Below are 13,943 nucleotides of genomic sequence, written 5' to 3'. Positions count from 1 at the left end.
CCCCCATGGCCCTCTTCTCACGCTCCCGGCTCACCGGCCTCGTCGCGGTCGCGGCGGGCGCCGTGCTCGCCCTCACGGGATGCTCCCCGGCCGCGAACGACGGCGGTGGCGGCGGCAGTGCGTCCTCCGGCGCCTCCGGGCAGAAGACCACCGTCACCGTCCGGCTCTGGGACAACCAGGTGCAGAAGGCGTACGACGCGTCCTTCAAGGAGTTCAGCGCGAAGAATCCGGACATCACCGTCAAGACGGTGCTCGTGCCGTGGGCGAACTACTGGGACAAGCTGCGCGCCGACGTCTCCGGCGGCAATGCCGACGACATCAGCCTGATGAACGCCTCCAACTTCAAGGCCTACGCCGACAGCGGCAACCTGATGGAGATCGGGACCGCGTTCGACAGCGAGAAGAAGGACTGGGTCGACTCCTCGGTGCAGCAGTACACCTACCAGGGCAAGCTGTGGGGGGTGCCCCAGCTGACCGACGGCGGCATCGCCGTCTACTACAACAAGAAGCTCGTCCAGCAGGCCGGGGTCGACGTCTCGACGCTGACGTGGAACCCGGACGCGTCGAAGGACACCCTCGTCGCGGCCACGAAGAAGCTGACGAAGGATGCCGCCGGCAGGACCGCGGACCAGCCCGGCTTCGACGCCGGCAAGGTGACCCAGTGGGGCTACAACGCCTCCCAGGACCTGCAGGCGATCTACTACAACTTCATCGGCTCCAACGGAGGGAAGTTCGAGGACGGGGACAGGTTCGCGTTCGCCTCGGACGAGAGCACCCAGGCGTTCCAGTACATCGTCGACCTGATCACCAAGCACAAGGTGGCCCCGTCCGCGGCGAACACCAACGACAACGGCGACTTCGCCCGCGACCAGTTCCTGCAGGGCAAGATGGCGCTGTTCCAGTCGGGCCTGTACAACCTCAAGAACGTCTCCGACGGCGCGACCTTCGACTGGGGCATCGCCCCGCTGCCGGCCGGCCCGAAGGGCGCCGTCTCCGTGGTGAACTCCGTGGTGGCCGTCGGCAATGCGAAGTCCGCGCACCAGGACGCCACCATCAAGGTGCTGCAGTGGCTCGGCTCGGCCGAGGGCTCGCGGTTCATCGGCGCCGAGGGCGCGGCCCTGCCGGCGGTGAAGTCGGCCCAGGACTCGTTCAACGCCTACTGGAAGGGCAAGGGCGTCGATCCGACGCCGTTCGCGAAGGCCGCCGAGGGCGACGTCATCCAGGCGCCGTCGAACGCGAAGTTCCAGGCCGCGCAGGCCGCGTTCCATCCGATCTTCAACGAGATCTTCCTCGGCCGGCGGGACGTCGCCTCGGGGCTGGACGCGGCGGAGGCCGCCGCCAACAAGGCGGCCGGGCAGGGGTGAACCCGGCCCTGCCCCGGCTCACGACCACAGCCGGGGCAGGGCACCGAACGCCGCCTCGTAGTCGGCCAGCACCCGGCGCGCGACGTGCGCCGAGTCGATCAGCGGGTGCAGGGCGAACGCGCGCACCGCGGCGTCCCGGTCGTGCCCGGTGACCGCGGCGACCACCTCACGCTCCACGGCCTTGACGGCGGCGAGCAGGCCGAGCTGGTGCGTGGTGGGCTCGACGCCGGTGCGCAGCGGCACCGCGCCGCGGCCGTCGACGCGGCAGGGCACCTCCACCACCGCGTCCGGCGGCAGCCCGGCGACCGCGGACGTCCCGGCGGCGTCGTTGCGCACGTTGACGATCAGTTCGACCGGCTCGCCCGTGAGCACGGCCGCCATCGCGGCGAGGGCCACCTGCTCGTACCCGCCGCCGGCCAGATCCGCCTCGTCGCGCTCCTCGCCGTCCGTGCGCGCCTCGGCGAGATAGCCCTCCTCCCGCGCCCGCCGGGCCGCCTCCCAGCGGGTCGCCGGGTCCGGGGCGGTGGCCAGCGCGGGGTAGAGGTCCCGCTGTGCGGCCTCGATGGTCTCACCGCGGGTCCGCCGGGAGCCGGCCAGCGCCGTGACCGCCTCCCGGGCGAAGTAGTAGTAGAAGAGGTACTCGTTCGGCAGGGCACCGAGCACGCCGAGCAGCTCCGGGCCGAACATGCGGCCCTCCTCGAAGGAGAACAGCGCCTCGGGGTCGGCCAGCAGGGCCGGCAGCCGGTCGGTGCCGTCCGGTTCCCGCAGCCCCCGCAGCCAGCCCAGGTGGTTCAGGCCCACGTAGTCCACCCCCGCCAGGGAGCCGAGGGGCGGCGACCCGACGGGCAGACGCATCCCGGTGGCGGCCGCGGCGCGGCGGACCAGGCCGATCGGGGAGTCGCAGATGCCGATCACCCGCTCGCCGAGCAGCGGCGCCAAGGCCTCGGTGACGATGCCGGCCGGGTTGGTGAAGTCGATCAGCCATGCCCCCGGATTCACCTCCGCGAGGGTGAGTGCGATCTGCCGCATCACCGGCACCGAGCGCAGCGCGTAGGACAGCCCGCCGGCCCCGACCGTCTCCTGGCCGAGCAGGCCGTGCGCCATCGCGATCCGCTCGTCCAGGACCCGGCCGTGCGTGCCGCCCGGACGCAGGGCCGCGAACACCACGTCGGCCCCCGTCAGCGCCGCCGTCAGGTCCGTCGTCGTGCTGACCCGCGGCGCCGCGGGCGCGGCGGCGTCGTGCGCGCCCGGCAGGTCCGCCAGGACCGCCGCGATCCCGGCCAGCCGGACCGGGTCCACGTCGTGCAGCACCAGGTCGTCCACGAGACCGGCGTACCGGCCGCGGCACAGTGCCCGGTACACGAGGGGAACCCGGAAACCACCGCCGCCGAGGATGCACAGGCGCATGGCTCGTATTGTGCCCCACCCTGCCGTACCCTGCCGTGCATGAGTCAGGGCCGGTTCGACCCGCTCGCGCGGCTGCGCGACGCCGAGGGTGACGCCGCCCCGGCCTTCGATCTGCTGCTCTCGGGGTGGGTGTTCACCGACATCATCTTCACCGGGCTGAACGGGCCGCCCGCCGACGGCACCGAGGTGTGGGCCGACGGGATGGGGACCAGCCCCGGCGGTGTCGCGAACCAGGCGATCGCCGCCAGCCGGCTGGGGCTGAACACCTCCCTGGCGGCCGCCTTCGGCGACGACGGCTACGGCGAGTTCACCTGGGCGATCCTCGCGGACCAGGAACGCGTCGACCTGTCCCGGTCGCGGCGCTTCCCCCACTGGCACTCGCCGGTGACCGTCTCGCTCTCGATCAACCGGGACCGGTCGATGATCAGTCACGGACACCCGGGCCCGGTCCCCGACTCGGCGCTGATGGGCGACCCGCCGACCGCGCGGGCCGCGATGGTGCCCGTCCGGGAGGCCGTCGAGCCGTGGGCGCTCGCCGCCGCCGACGCCGGTACCCCCCTGTTCGGGCACGTCGGCTGGGATCCGACGGGCGACTGGTCGGCCACGGTGCTCGAGAACCTCCGGCACTTCCACGCCTTCGTGCCCAACGCCGCCGAGGCGATGGCGCTGACCCGCACCGAGGACCCGTGGGCCGCGCTCTACGCGCTCGCGGACCGGGTGCCCATCGCCGTCGTCACCCACGGCTCGCAGGGGGCGCTGGCGATCGACGCCATCACCGGGGAGGAGGAGTGGGCGCCCGCCCTGCCCGTCACCGCGTGGGACCCGACGGGCGCGGGGGACAGCTTCAGCGCCGCGTTCCTCGTCGGGACCCTCGCGGGTTGGCCGCTGGCGGACCGGCTCGGCTTCGCCAACCTCTGTGCGTCGCTGTCCGTGCAGCAGGTGGGCGGCTCGCTCGCAGCGCCGGGTTGGGGCGACATCGCGGACTGGTGGCACGGGGTCGCCGACGAGCGGCCCGGCGTGAGCCGGCACTGGCTGCGGCGGTACCGGTTCCTCGAGGAGCTGATCGCCGATGTGCCGCCCGGCGCCGTTCGGCGGGCCACCGCGACGATCGGCCGGCTCTCCGACGCCTGACGCGCCCCCGCCTGTGCCAGCTCGTCACCAGATGCACCATCCGGCCCGATTCGGGGCTCCGGTGAGCATCTATTGACGAGCTGGCGGGGGAGGGGATGGGAGAATGACGGGCGTGACCGACCGGACCGAGACCGCGGGAAGCCCCGCGCCCACCCCCACCGACGCCGCGCCGGCCGTCGACCCGCGGGCCGCCGAACGCTCCGCCGTCATCGACCTGGCCGCCATTGCGCACAACGTGGGCGCGCTGCGCGCCCGGGTCGCCCCCGCCGCCCTGATGGCCGTCGTCAAGGCCGACGCGTACGGGCACGGCATGCTCCCGGTCGCCACCGCCGCGCTCGACGCCGGCGCCGACTGGCTGGGCGTCGCGCACGTCTCCGAGGCGCTGACCCTGCGCCGCGCCGGCATCGACGCCCCGGTGCTCGCCTGGCTGCACACCCCCGGCACCGACTTCGCCGCCGCCGTCGGCGCCGGGATCGACCTCGGGGTCTCCGGCTGGGAGCTGGAGCCCATCGCCGCGGCGGCCGCGGCCGCGGGGCGCACCGCCCGCGTGCACCTGAAGATCGATACCGGGCTCGGGCGCAACGGCTGCACCGCCGAGCAGTGGCCCGGCCTGGTCCGCGCCGCGCTCGAGCACGAGGCCGCGGGCCGGGTGCGGCTGGTCGGGGTGTTCTCCCACCTCGCCGTCGCCGACGAACCCGACCGGCCCGAGACCGACGCCCAGGTCGCTGCGTTCCGGGCCGCCGTCGCCGTCGCCGAGGACGCCGGCGCCCGGCTCGAGGCCCGCCACCTGGCCAACTCCCCGGCGATCCTCACCCGCCCGGACACCCACTTCGACCTGGTCCGGGCCGGGGTGTCCCTGTACGGGCTGTCCCCGTTGCCCGGCGTCACCAGCGCCGACCTCGGGCTGGCCCCGGCGATGACGCTGCGGGCCGCCGTCGCCAACGTCAAGCACGTGCCGGCCGGGCAGGGCGTCTCCTACGGCCTGCGCTACCGCACCGGTGCCGCCTCGGCGCTGGCGCTGGTGCCGCTCGGCTACGCGGACGGCGTGCCCCGGATCGCGGCGGACGCGCCCGTGCTCGTCGGCGGCCACCGGCACCGGGTGGCCGGCCGCATCGCCATGGACCAGTTCGTCGTCGACCTGGTGGACCCCGTCCCCGCCGACCCGGCCGCGCTGCTCGGCACCGACGCCGTCCTGTTCGGCGATCCCGCGACGGGTGCCCCTGCCGTGGAGGAATGGGCCGACGCCGCCCAGACCATCAACTACGAGATCGTCACCCACATCGGCGACCGGGTGCCGCGCGTCTACCGCGGCGACGAGGCCGGCCGGTGAGCGCGCCGCCGGTGTGGACACGGGAGTGGGTCACCGGCTCCGCCGGGCAGACCCAGGCGCTCGCCCGCCGGATCGGCCGCGCGCTGCGGGCCGGTGACGTGCTGCTGCTCAGCGGTGGCCTCGGCGCCGGGAAGACCACCTTCACGCAGGGCCTGGGGGAGGGACTCGGCGTGCGGCCGGGCATCATCTCCCCGACGTTCGTGCTGGTGCGCATCCACCCCAACCTCGCGTCGGGTCCCCGGCCGGGCGGCCCCGATCTCGTGCACGTCGACGCCTACCGGCTGGGCTCCGCCGCCGAACTGGTCGACCTCGACCTCGAATCGAGCCTCGACGACGCCGTCACGGTGATCGAGTGGGGCGAGGGCATGGCCGAGGACCTCAGCGACTCCCGGCTCGTGATCACGCTCGATCGGGAGGTCGGTGGCGTGCCGACCCCCGGCAGCGATGACGACGCGGACGACGAGGAACCCCGCACGATCACCGCGGTCGCCGTCGGTCCCGCCTGGCAGGGCCGGGAGCTCTGAGCCGGCTGTGACCGCGGACCCCGTGATGGCGGCCGTCCTGCACGCCGTGGGGGTGGGACAGGCGGGCGACCGGGCCGCCGCCCGACGGGCCCTGGAGTCGCTCTGGACCGAGCTCGGGCCCGACGGGGACGCCCTGCACCGGTGCACCCTCGCGCACTTCCTCGCGGACCTGATGGACGACCCCGCCTCGGCCCTCGACTGGGACCTGCGCGCCCTGGCCGCCGCCGACGCCGTGACCGAGGACCGGGCGCACCGGCACCACGCCGGCCTCGACATCGCCGCGTTCGCCCCCTCGCTGCACCTGAACGCGGCCGACGACCATCGCCGGCTCGGCGACGTCGACGCGGCGCGCGAGCACCTGGCGGCGGCCCGGGCCGCCGCGTCCCGCCTCCCGGAGGGCCCCTACGGGGACGGCGTGCGCACCGCGATCGACGAGGTCGCCGACGCCGTCGACCGCGGCGACACGACCGAGCGGTCCTCCGCGCCCGGCGCCCGGCCCGGGGCCGGCTGACCGGCACGTTCGCGCGCCGCGTAGACTGTCGTGGTGCTGTTGCTGAGTCTGGACACCTCCGCGGGTGCCTCCGCCGCTCTGCTGGACGGCACCGCCTTCCTCGACGGCACCGCCACCGTCGGCGCCGTCCTGGCCGCATGGTCGACCGCCGACACCCGGCACCACGCCGAACAGCTCGCCCCCGCCGTCGCCGGCCTGCTCGAGCGCCTCGCGCCGACGTCGGGCCCCGCCCGACCCGATGCCGTCGTCGTCGGCACCGGACCCGGTCCCTTCACGGGACTGCGCGCCGGCATCATGACCGCCCGCGCCCTCGCCTTCGCGTGGGGGGTGCCCTGCTGGGGAGTGGGGAGCCTGCACGCCCTGGCCGCGCAGGCCGCCGACGCCGGGGCCACCGGCGAGTACCTCGTCGCCACCGATGCCCGCCGCCGCGAGCTGTACTGGGCGCACGCCCGCGTCGGAACCGGCGGCGCGGCACACGACGTGACGATCCTGAACGGCCCCCACGTGGGTGCCGCGGACACCCTGCCGCCGCTGCCCGTGCACGGTGCCGGTGCCGGGCTCTATGCGGACCGGCTGGCCGGGGCCGCCCTCCACCCCGACCTGCAGCCGCACGCCGCTGCCGTCGGCACGGTCGCCCTCGCCGCGCTGCGCCGGGCCGGTGGTCGCCCGGACGACGCCGCCGCCGCGGGCCTGACCGACACGGCCCCGCGGTACCTGCGGGAATCCGACGCGAAGGTCCCCGCCGCACCGAAGCCGGCGCTCGGCGGGGGAGGGCGGCGATGACCGGGCAGCAGGCGACCCTGCGGGCCATGACCGCCGCCGACCTGCCCGCGGTGCACGCCCTGGAACAGCGGATGTTCCCCGTCGACGCGTGGCCCGAGCAGATGTTCCACGACGAGCTCGCCCAGACCGACACCCGCTGGTACCTCGTCGCCGAGGAGGAGGGCCCGGAGGGAGGAACCGTCGTCGGGTACGCCGGCCTGATGTGCGTGCTGCCCATCGCGGACGTGCAGACCATCGCCGTCGCCCCCGAGCACGAGGGCGCCGGCATCGGCACGGCCCTGCTGACCGCGCTGATCGAGGAGGCGGCCCGCCGCGGAGCCGACGACGTCCTGCTCGAGGTGCGGCGCGACAACCCGCGCGCCCAGGCGCTGTACGCCCGGTTCGGCTTCGAGCAGATCCACGTCAGGCCCCGTTACTACCGGGACGGGGTGGACGCCCTGATCATGCGCCGGCAGCTGCGCCGGCCCGAGGACGCCGCCTCCGCCCCACGACCGCCCGGAGGAACCGCATGACCGCCCGGCCCCTGGTGCTCGGCATCGAGTCGTCCTGCGACGAGACGGGCGTCGGCGTCGTCGCCGGCACCCGGCTGCTGGCCAACGCCGTCTCCTCGTCGATGGACGAGCACGTCCGGTTCGGCGGCGTCATCCCGGAGATCGCCTCCCGCGCCCACCTGGACGCGATGCTGCCCACGCTGCGCGCCGCCCTGGACGCCGCCGGCGTCGGGCTGGCCGACGTCGACGCCATCGCCGTCACCTCCGGCCCCGGCCTCTCCGGTGCCCTGATGGTCGGCGTCAGCGCGGCCAAGGCGCTCGCCCTGGCCACCGGCAAGCCGCTGTACGCGGTCAACCACCTGGTGGCGCACGTGGGCGTCGGCCTGCTCGACGGCGAGGGTGGTGCCGGCCCCGCCGGCACACCCGAACCCCCCGCGAACCACCTCCCCGACAACCTCGGCGCCCTGCTCGTCTCCGGCGGCCACACCGAGATCCTGCGCGTCCGGTCGATCGCCAGCGACGTCGAACTGCTCGGCGCCACCCTCGACGACGCCGCCGGCGAGGCCTACGACAAGGTGGCCCGGATCCTCGGTCTGCCCTACCCCGGTGGTCCCGCGATCGACGCCGCCGCGGCCTGGGGGGATCCCCGTGCCTTCGCCTTCCCGCGGGGCCTGACCGCAGCCAAGTACCTCGGCTCCGCCGAGGCGCCCGGCGCCCACCGGTACGACTTCTCCTTCTCCGGTCTGAAGACCGCCGTGGCGCGCGTGGTCGAGGGTTTCGCCGCCCGGGACGAGACCGTGCCCGTCGCCGACGTCGCCGCGTCCTTCCAGGAGGCGGTCGCGGACGTCGTCACCGCCAAGGCCGTCCTGGCCTGCCGCGAGCACGGCATCACCTCCCTGCTGCTCGGTGGCGGGGTCGCCGCCAACTCCCGGCTGCGGGCCCTGACCGCGAGCCGTTGCGCCGAGGCCGGGATCGAGCTGACCGTCCCGCCGCTGCGCCTGTGCACCGACAACGGCGCGATGGTGGCCGCCCTCGGCGCCCAGCTGGTGGCCGCCGGCGCCGCCCCCAGCGGCCTCGGCTTCGGCGCCGACTCGTCCCAGCCCGTCAGCGACATCGCCCTGGCCTGACCGGCCCGCGGAGACGGAGGCACCACGATGGAGGAGCTGAGCACCACCCGCCTGCGGCTGCGCCGGTGGACCACCGATGCGCCGGACGTCGATTTCCTGGTCGACCTGCACTCGCGCTGGGAGGTGATGCGGTACATCGGCCGCTGGCCCCGGGTGGCTTCGGACCGGTCGGAGGCGGTCCGGCGCGCCGAGCGGTACGCCGGCATGGATCACCCGGTGCACGGCATCTGGGCGATCGAGGACGTGGCGACCGGACGGTTGCACGGAACGCTGCTGCTGAAGGACCTGCCGGCGTCCGGCGCACCGGTGACCTCGCCGGATCCGGCCCCCTCCGGGGACACCGAGATCGGGTGGCACCTGCACCCGGACGCCTGGGGCCACGGCTACGCCTCGGAGGCCGCCGCCCGCGTCCTCGAACACGCCTTCGCCCACGGACTGGACCAGGTCCTCGCCGTCACCCACCCCGACAACGCCGCCTCCCAGCGGGTCGCCCGCCGGATCGGGATGACCGGCCTGGGCATCACCGGCCGTTACTACGACACCACCTGCGCGCTGTTCCGGATCGACCGCCCGACCGAGGCGGACCCGGCGGGCTGAGCCGGCGCCGTCACGCCCGGGCCGGCTCCGTCTCGACGGCGGCGTGCCGGCGGCCGCCGAGGGCACCGGCGAGCAGGAGCGCCAGCAGCCCGGCGAGCGGGACGACGAGCAGGCCCGCGCGCAGGCTCACGTGGTCGGCCACCAGCCCCACGACGGGCGGGGAGACGAGGAAGCCGAGGCGCATCAGCCACGAGACGACGGTCAGGCCGGTGCCCGCGCGCAGCCCCGGCAGCTCGTCCGCCTCGTGCATCGCGGCCGGCACCAGCGTCGCGACGCCCAGACCCGCCGCGGCGAAGCCGGCGATGGTGCCGGGCACCGTCGGCACGAGCAGGGCGACGCCCATCCCGACCAGGGTGACCGCCCCGCCCGTGCGCGCCACGGCCCGCTGCCCGAACCGGTCGACCATCCGGTCACCGAGCAGCCGGCCGACGAACTGGGCGCCGACAAGGGCGACGAACCCGGCGGCGGCGATCGCGGCCGGCGCACCGAGGTCCGCGGAGAGGTAGACGGCGCCCCACGTGGACCCGGCGTCCTCCACCAGGGTGCCGGCCATGGCGATCAGCACCAGCGCGGCGACGATCAGCACCAGCCGCGGCGACGGCCGCACCGTCCTTTCGCCGGCGAGCCCGGTGCCGTTGCCCGGAGCCGGGTCGGTGTCCCGCCCGGGCAGGCAGAACCGCAGCGCGACGATCGCGACCACGGAGAAGAGGGTCGCCGAGATCGCCAGGTGCACGGGCGCGGGCAGGCCGAGGGCGATGGCCCCGGCGGCCATGGACCCGCCGATGACCGCGCCGATCGACCAGATGGCATGGAAGGAGTTGATGATCGAGCGCCCGTACCGGCGCTGCACCCGCAGGCCGTGGGTGTTCTGCCCGACGTCGGTCACGGCGTCGGCGGCACCGGCGAGGAACAGCGTCACCGCGAACGCCGCCAGGGACGGGGCCGACGCCGCGGCCACGGTGCCCACCGCGGTGAGCACCGTGCCGACGACCGCGGTGCGGGCGGACCCGAGCCGTCGGATGATCGGCGCCGCGGCGAGCCCGGCGACGATCGCACCGGTCGGGAAGGCGGCGATCGCGAGCCCGTAGACGGCGTTGTCCGCGCCGAGCGTGGACTTGATGCCGGGGTAGCGCGGGATCAGGTTGGCGAACAGCGCACCATTGGTCAGGAACAGGGCGGCGACGGCGAGACGGGCGCGCCGCAGCGGTGCGGGGGGCGTCGCGGGTGCGGAGAGGGACCGGGCGGAGGGCATGAGGACGATCGTACGCCCTCAGGTGTACGATCGTACACATGAGCGAGAGGGCCGGGATCGACGCGCGCGGAGAGCGGTCCGGCCGACGGTCGAGCGGCCGGTCGAGCGGCCGGCCGGCCCGGCGGCCCGATCCCGGCCGTCGCGACCACATCATCGACGCCTGCCTGGACGTGATCGCGGCCGACGGCGTCGCCGGCACGTCCCACCGCCGCGTGGCCGCGGCCGCGGACGTGCCCCTGGGGTCGATGACGTACCACTTCGACGGCATGGACGATCTGCTCCGGGCGGCGTTCACGCGCTTCTCCGTCACGGTCGCGACGCGGTTCCAGCAGCGGATGGACGCCGCCACCACGCCCGCACAGGCCCGCCGTGCCGTCGTCGACCTCATCGTCCGGGACGTCTTCGCCGACCGGCGCGACCTCGTCCTCACCCTCGAGCTCTACACCCTGGCCGCGCGCCGGCCGGACTTCCGGCAATTGACCGACGCCTGGATGAGCCGCAGTCGCGCGGCGCTCGGGCGGCACTTCACCCCGGAGACGACCCGCCGGCTCGACGCGCTGATCGAGGGCCTGACCATCCATCGGGCGCTCGGCGCCGGACCGGACGAGGCGAGCGTCGTCGCCGCGGTCGCCCGTCTCACCGGAGAGGACGGTCCGGACGCGCCGGGTCCGACCGGCGGGGCCGTCCCCGCTCGTAGGTGAGGCGGTCGGCGACGTCGGCACCGGGGCGCGGCACCTCAGGTGGTCGGGGTGCCGGCACTCGTGCCGGTGGTCAGCATCGCTGCGCGATCAGGCGACCGGCTGCCGCATCCGGGCCACGGCGTCGAGCACCACGGCGCGCAGGTCCCCGGCGTGCTCCTCGGCGACCCGGCGCTGACGCTGGTAGCCGGCGCCGTCGCGGAGGATGTCCTCGACGCCGGCCAGCTCGTTCCGGCAGCCCAGGCGATCGGCGATCGGCTCGAGCCGGTTGATCGTGTCCATCAGCTCGTCCGTGACGAGCCGTTCCCGCGAGTCGGCGCCCAGGATGATGATGGCCTCCAGGCCGTACCGGGCCGCCCGCCACTTGTTCTCCGAGCGGTGCCACGGCGGCATCACCGGAATGGATCCGCCGGCGTCGAGCAGGTCGGAGAGCTCCGTCACGAGGCACTGGGTGAGGGCGGCGATGGCACCCACCTCCCGCAGCGAGGAGACGCCGTCGCAGATGCGCATCTCCACCGTGCCGAGCGTGGGGGAGGGACGCACGTCCCAGCGGATCTCGTTGAGCACGTCGATCACCCCGGTGGTGAACATGTCCCCGGCGTACCGCTCGTACTCGGCCCAGTCGTCGAAGTGGTACGGCAGGCCCGCCGCGGGCAGCTGCTGGAAGATCAGCGCGCGCTGCGAGGCGTATCCGGTGTCCTCGCCGTCCCAGAACGGGGAGGACGCGGACAGGGCCTGCAGGTGCGGGAAGTAGTTGACCAGGCCGTCCACGACCGGCAGGGCCTTGTCCCGGTGGTCCAGCCCCACGTGCACGTGCACCCCGTAGATCAGCATCTGCCGGCCCCACCATTGCGTGCGGTCGATCAGCTTGGCGTACCGCTCCTTGTTCGTCACCGGTTGGCTGCCCGAGTGACTGAACGGATGGGTGCCGGCGGAGAACAGCTCGATGCCCCGCGGGTCGGTGACCGCCCGCACGGATTCCAGCGACCGGGACAGGTCGGCCGTCGCCTCCTCGACCGTGTGGCAGACGCCCGTGACGAGTTCGACGGTGTTGAGCAGCAGTTCGCGGGCGATGTGCGGGTGGTCGTCGTCGGCGGCCCAGCGGGGATCCTCCCGGTGCACGGCGTCGAGCACCTCGTCGGCCCGGGAGACCAGTTCGCCCGTCGTGGCGTCGACCAGGCCGATCTCCCACTCCACCCCGAGGGTGGACTGTTCGGACCGGGCGAAGTCGATGCGCATGGGGTCCTTCCAAGGACGGGAACGGGGACGGGGTGGGGGTGGGCCGGACGCCGGCCGGGCGCCGAACCGTCAGTCTAGGCCGTCATCCCGGCCCCGCGGCGGTGGTTGCGGCGTGAGACGGGCCGCATCGGGGTGCGCTCCGGGGCGGCCGGTCGTGAACGGGAGGATCTCAGCGGGGCACCGGGTCGGCGACGATGGCGACCCGCTTCTCCGTGGCGCCGATCCGCGTGAGGATCAGGGTCGCCCGGCCCGGCCCCTTGGGCGCCAGCTCGCGGCGCACCTGTTCCGGGGTCTGGGAGATGCCGCGCTTCTTGATCTCCAGCGTGCCGACCCGGTGCTCCCGCACCCAGGCGCGCAGCGTCTTGACGTGGAACGGCAGCACCTCCCGCACCGTGTACGCCCGCGCGAACGGGGTCGGCACGTGGGTGTCGGCGCTGAGGTAGGCGATCTGCTCGTTCAGCTGGTGGGCATCCAGCAGCCGGGCCAGGTCGGTGACCAGGCCCGCCCGGATCACGGCCCCGTCGGGTTCGATCACGTACGTCCCGACCGGACCCACCGCGCCGTCGTATGCGTCCGGCCGGAACGGGTGGGGGCTGGTCAGCTCGGCCGGGGCGCCGTGGCCGGACATCACGACGGCGGCGCGGGTGACGTCGGGGCGGCGCAGCGGGCCGAACCACAGCGCGACCTCGGCCACGCCGCCGTCCACGCTCACCCACTGCGCCTCGGCGCCGGCCGGGACGTCGTCGTGGGCCAGACCCGGGCCGAGCTTGACACCGACCGGGGTGCCGGCCGCGGCCAGGGACGTCACGAACGAGAAGGGCGGTGAGAACGCCTCCGGGTCGAACAGGCGCCGGGACGCCCCGCCGGTGCCGGTGGTGCGCCCGGTCCGCCGGGCGGGGTCGAGCCAGACGCCGTCGACGGCGGTCAGGTCCACCGCGGTCGCGTCGGCCTGCACCACCCGGGCGTTCGGCCACGGCATCAGGTTCAGGGTGGCGACCGCCGCGGTGGTCTCGTCCCGTTCCACGGCGGTCACCTCGCGGTCCAGGGCAGCCAGCGCCATCGCGTCCGCGCCGATGCCGCACCCGAGATCCGCGACCCTGCCCAGGCCCGCGGTGACGTACCGCTGGGCGTGCAGGGCCGCGACGGAGAGGCGGGTGGCCTGCTCCAGTCCCTCCGGGGTGAAGAGCATGGTGCGGGCGAACTCGCCGAACTTGGCGGTGGCCCGAGCCCGCAACCGCGCCTGGCTGAGCACGGCGGCCACGAGTTCGGGCGGGTGGCCCTCGCGGCGCAGCGCCTCGTTCAGCGTCAGGGCCTCGGCCTCGTCGTAGGGGCCGACCCGGTTCAGCAGCTCCCACCCGGCCGGCGTGAGCAGCGGGGCGATGGCCGACGGGGAGCCGGCATCAGGGGAGGCCATGCCGACCAGCCTAGCGAGCGAGCGGATCGGCCGCCGTCACATCGCTGGCACTCGCCTTGACCGAGTGCCAGCGGC

Annotated in this window: 14 protein-coding genes; 10 read left to right on the top strand and 4 right to left on the bottom strand. The window is 74.7% G+C overall.

The features are described from left to right. Window positions 1–5: 5 nt before the first annotated feature. On the top strand, window positions 6–1,364 hold the full coding sequence (locus IEX22_RS05410; protein WP_188667205.1) for an ABC transporter substrate-binding protein: 1,359 nt from the start codon (window positions 6–8) through the stop codon (window positions 1,362–1,364). 18 nt (window positions 1,365–1,382) lie between these two features. Here the strand turns inward: IEX22_RS05410 and IEX22_RS05405 are convergent, their stop codons facing one another. Beyond that, complete coding sequence (locus tag IEX22_RS05405; protein WP_188667203.1) at window positions 1,383–2,771, bottom strand: family 4 glycosyl hydrolase; 1,389 nt, start codon at window positions 2,769–2,771, stop codon at window positions 1,383–1,385. Window positions 2,772–2,810: 39 nt separating this feature from the next. Between IEX22_RS05405 and IEX22_RS05400 the strand changes: the two genes are divergently transcribed. From IEX22_RS05400 to IEX22_RS05365, 8 genes are all read left to right on the top strand, one after another. Beyond that, a complete protein-coding gene (locus tag IEX22_RS05400; protein ID WP_188667200.1) occupies window positions 2,811–3,902 on the top strand; it encodes a PfkB family carbohydrate kinase in 1,092 nt (363 codons plus the stop codon). Window positions 3,903–4,005: 103 nt separating this feature from the next. Beyond that, complete coding sequence (gene alr, locus IEX22_RS05395) at window positions 4,006–5,232, top strand: alanine racemase (RefSeq protein WP_188667198.1); 1,227 nt, start codon at window positions 4,006–4,008, stop codon at window positions 5,230–5,232. Beyond that, window positions 5,229–5,756, top strand: coding sequence for a tRNA (adenosine(37)-N6)-threonylcarbamoyltransferase complex ATPase subunit type 1 TsaE (tsaE, locus tag IEX22_RS05390; protein WP_306464426.1), 528 nt, complete (start codon window positions 5,229–5,231; stop codon window positions 5,754–5,756). Before alr ends, tsaE begins: the two co-directional genes overlap by 4 nt. Before the next feature lie 7 nt (window positions 5,757–5,763). Beyond that, window positions 5,764–6,267: a hypothetical protein gene (locus IEX22_RS05385; protein ID WP_229659791.1), complete on the top strand. Its 504-nt coding sequence runs from the start codon at window positions 5,764–5,766 to the stop codon at window positions 6,265–6,267. A gap of 33 nt (window positions 6,268–6,300) precedes the next feature. Further along, window positions 6,301–7,050, top strand: coding sequence for a tRNA (adenosine(37)-N6)-threonylcarbamoyltransferase complex dimerization subunit type 1 TsaB (gene tsaB / locus IEX22_RS05380; protein ID WP_188667188.1), 750 nt, complete (start codon window positions 6,301–6,303; stop codon window positions 7,048–7,050). Further along, window positions 7,047–7,562 (top strand): ribosomal protein S18-alanine N-acetyltransferase, encoded by a 516-nt coding sequence (rimI, locus tag IEX22_RS05375; protein WP_188667187.1) that lies wholly within the window; start codon window positions 7,047–7,049, stop codon window positions 7,560–7,562. The genes tsaB and rimI overlap by 4 nt, the downstream gene beginning before the upstream one ends. Next, window positions 7,559–8,668: a tRNA (adenosine(37)-N6)-threonylcarbamoyltransferase complex transferase subunit TsaD gene (gene tsaD / locus IEX22_RS05370; RefSeq protein WP_188667185.1), complete on the top strand. Its 1,110-nt coding sequence runs from the start codon at window positions 7,559–7,561 to the stop codon at window positions 8,666–8,668. The genes rimI and tsaD overlap by 4 nt, the downstream gene beginning before the upstream one ends. Before the next feature lie 27 nt (window positions 8,669–8,695). Then, the gene (locus tag IEX22_RS05365; protein ID WP_188667183.1) at window positions 8,696–9,265 is read left to right on the top strand and encodes a GNAT family N-acetyltransferase; all 570 of its coding nucleotides are present in this window, start codon (window positions 8,696–8,698) and stop codon (window positions 9,263–9,265) included. A gap of 10 nt (window positions 9,266–9,275) precedes the next feature. Here the strand turns inward: IEX22_RS05365 and IEX22_RS05360 are convergent, their stop codons facing one another. Further along, a complete protein-coding gene (locus tag IEX22_RS05360) occupies window positions 9,276–10,517 on the bottom strand; it encodes an MFS transporter (protein ID WP_188667181.1) in 1,242 nt (413 codons plus the stop codon). Between the two features lie 38 nt (window positions 10,518–10,555). Here IEX22_RS05360 and IEX22_RS05355 point away from each other — a divergent pair, with 38 nt between their 5' ends. Further along, window positions 10,556–11,218, top strand: a complete 663-nt coding sequence (locus IEX22_RS05355; RefSeq protein ID WP_188667179.1) for a TetR/AcrR family transcriptional regulator — start codon at window positions 10,556–10,558, stop codon at window positions 11,216–11,218. Between the two features lie 87 nt (window positions 11,219–11,305). Here IEX22_RS05355 and IEX22_RS05350 read toward each other — a convergent pair whose 3' ends face one another. Both IEX22_RS05350 and IEX22_RS05345 read right to left on the bottom strand, forming a co-directional pair. Then, window positions 11,306–12,454 carry a glutamate--cysteine ligase gene (locus IEX22_RS05350; protein ID WP_188667177.1) on the bottom strand — a complete coding sequence of 383 codons (1,149 nt, stop codon included), beginning with the start codon at window positions 12,452–12,454 and terminating at the stop codon, window positions 11,306–11,308. A gap of 169 nt (window positions 12,455–12,623) precedes the next feature. Next, window positions 12,624–13,868 (bottom strand): class I SAM-dependent methyltransferase, encoded by a 1,245-nt coding sequence (locus tag IEX22_RS05345; protein ID WP_188667176.1) that lies wholly within the window; start codon window positions 13,866–13,868, stop codon window positions 12,624–12,626. Window positions 13,869–13,943 lie beyond the last annotated feature (75 nt).

Origin of the sequence: Tersicoccus solisilvae (assembly GCF_014643255.1) — a bacterium.
Lineage (GTDB): Bacteria > Actinomycetota > Actinomycetes > Actinomycetales > Micrococcaceae > Tersicoccus > Tersicoccus solisilvae.
Note: the sequence above shows the minus strand (reverse complement) of the source record. Positions and strands in the feature narration are given on the sequence as shown.

Excerpts from the sequence above, each read along its gene's own strand:
- IEX22_RS05365 (WP_188667183.1), top strand. The coding sequence starts at position 8,696 with ATGGAGGAGCTGAGCACCACCCGCCTGCGGCTGCGCCGGTGGACCACC.
- IEX22_RS05410 (WP_188667205.1), top strand. The coding sequence starts at position 6 with ATGGCCCTCTTCTCACGCTCCCGGCTCACCGGCCTCGTCGCGGTCGCG.
- IEX22_RS05400 (WP_188667200.1), top strand. The coding sequence starts at position 2,811 with ATGAGTCAGGGCCGGTTCGACCCGCTCGCGCGGCTGCGCGACGCCGAG.
- alr (WP_188667198.1), top strand. The coding sequence starts at position 4,006 with ATGACGGGCGTGACCGACCGGACCGAGACCGCGGGAAGCCCCGCGCCC.
- rimI (WP_188667187.1), top strand. The coding sequence starts at position 7,047 with ATGACCGGGCAGCAGGCGACCCTGCGGGCCATGACCGCCGCCGACCTG.
- IEX22_RS05345 (WP_188667176.1), bottom strand. The coding sequence starts at position 13,868 with ATGGCCTCCCCTGATGCCGGCTCCCCGTCGGCCATCGCCCCGCTGCTC.
- IEX22_RS05405 (WP_188667203.1), bottom strand. The coding sequence starts at position 2,771 with ATGCGCCTGTGCATCCTCGGCGGCGGTGGTTTCCGGGTTCCCCTCGTG.
- IEX22_RS05360 (WP_188667181.1), bottom strand. The coding sequence starts at position 10,517 with ATGCCCTCCGCCCGGTCCCTCTCCGCACCCGCGACGCCCCCCGCACCG.
- IEX22_RS05350 (WP_188667177.1), bottom strand. The coding sequence starts at position 12,454 with ATGCGCATCGACTTCGCCCGGTCCGAACAGTCCACCCTCGGGGTGGAG.
- tsaD (WP_188667185.1), top strand. The coding sequence starts at position 7,559 with ATGACCGCCCGGCCCCTGGTGCTCGGCATCGAGTCGTCCTGCGACGAG.
- IEX22_RS05355 (WP_188667179.1), top strand. The coding sequence starts at position 10,556 with ATGAGCGAGAGGGCCGGGATCGACGCGCGCGGAGAGCGGTCCGGCCGA.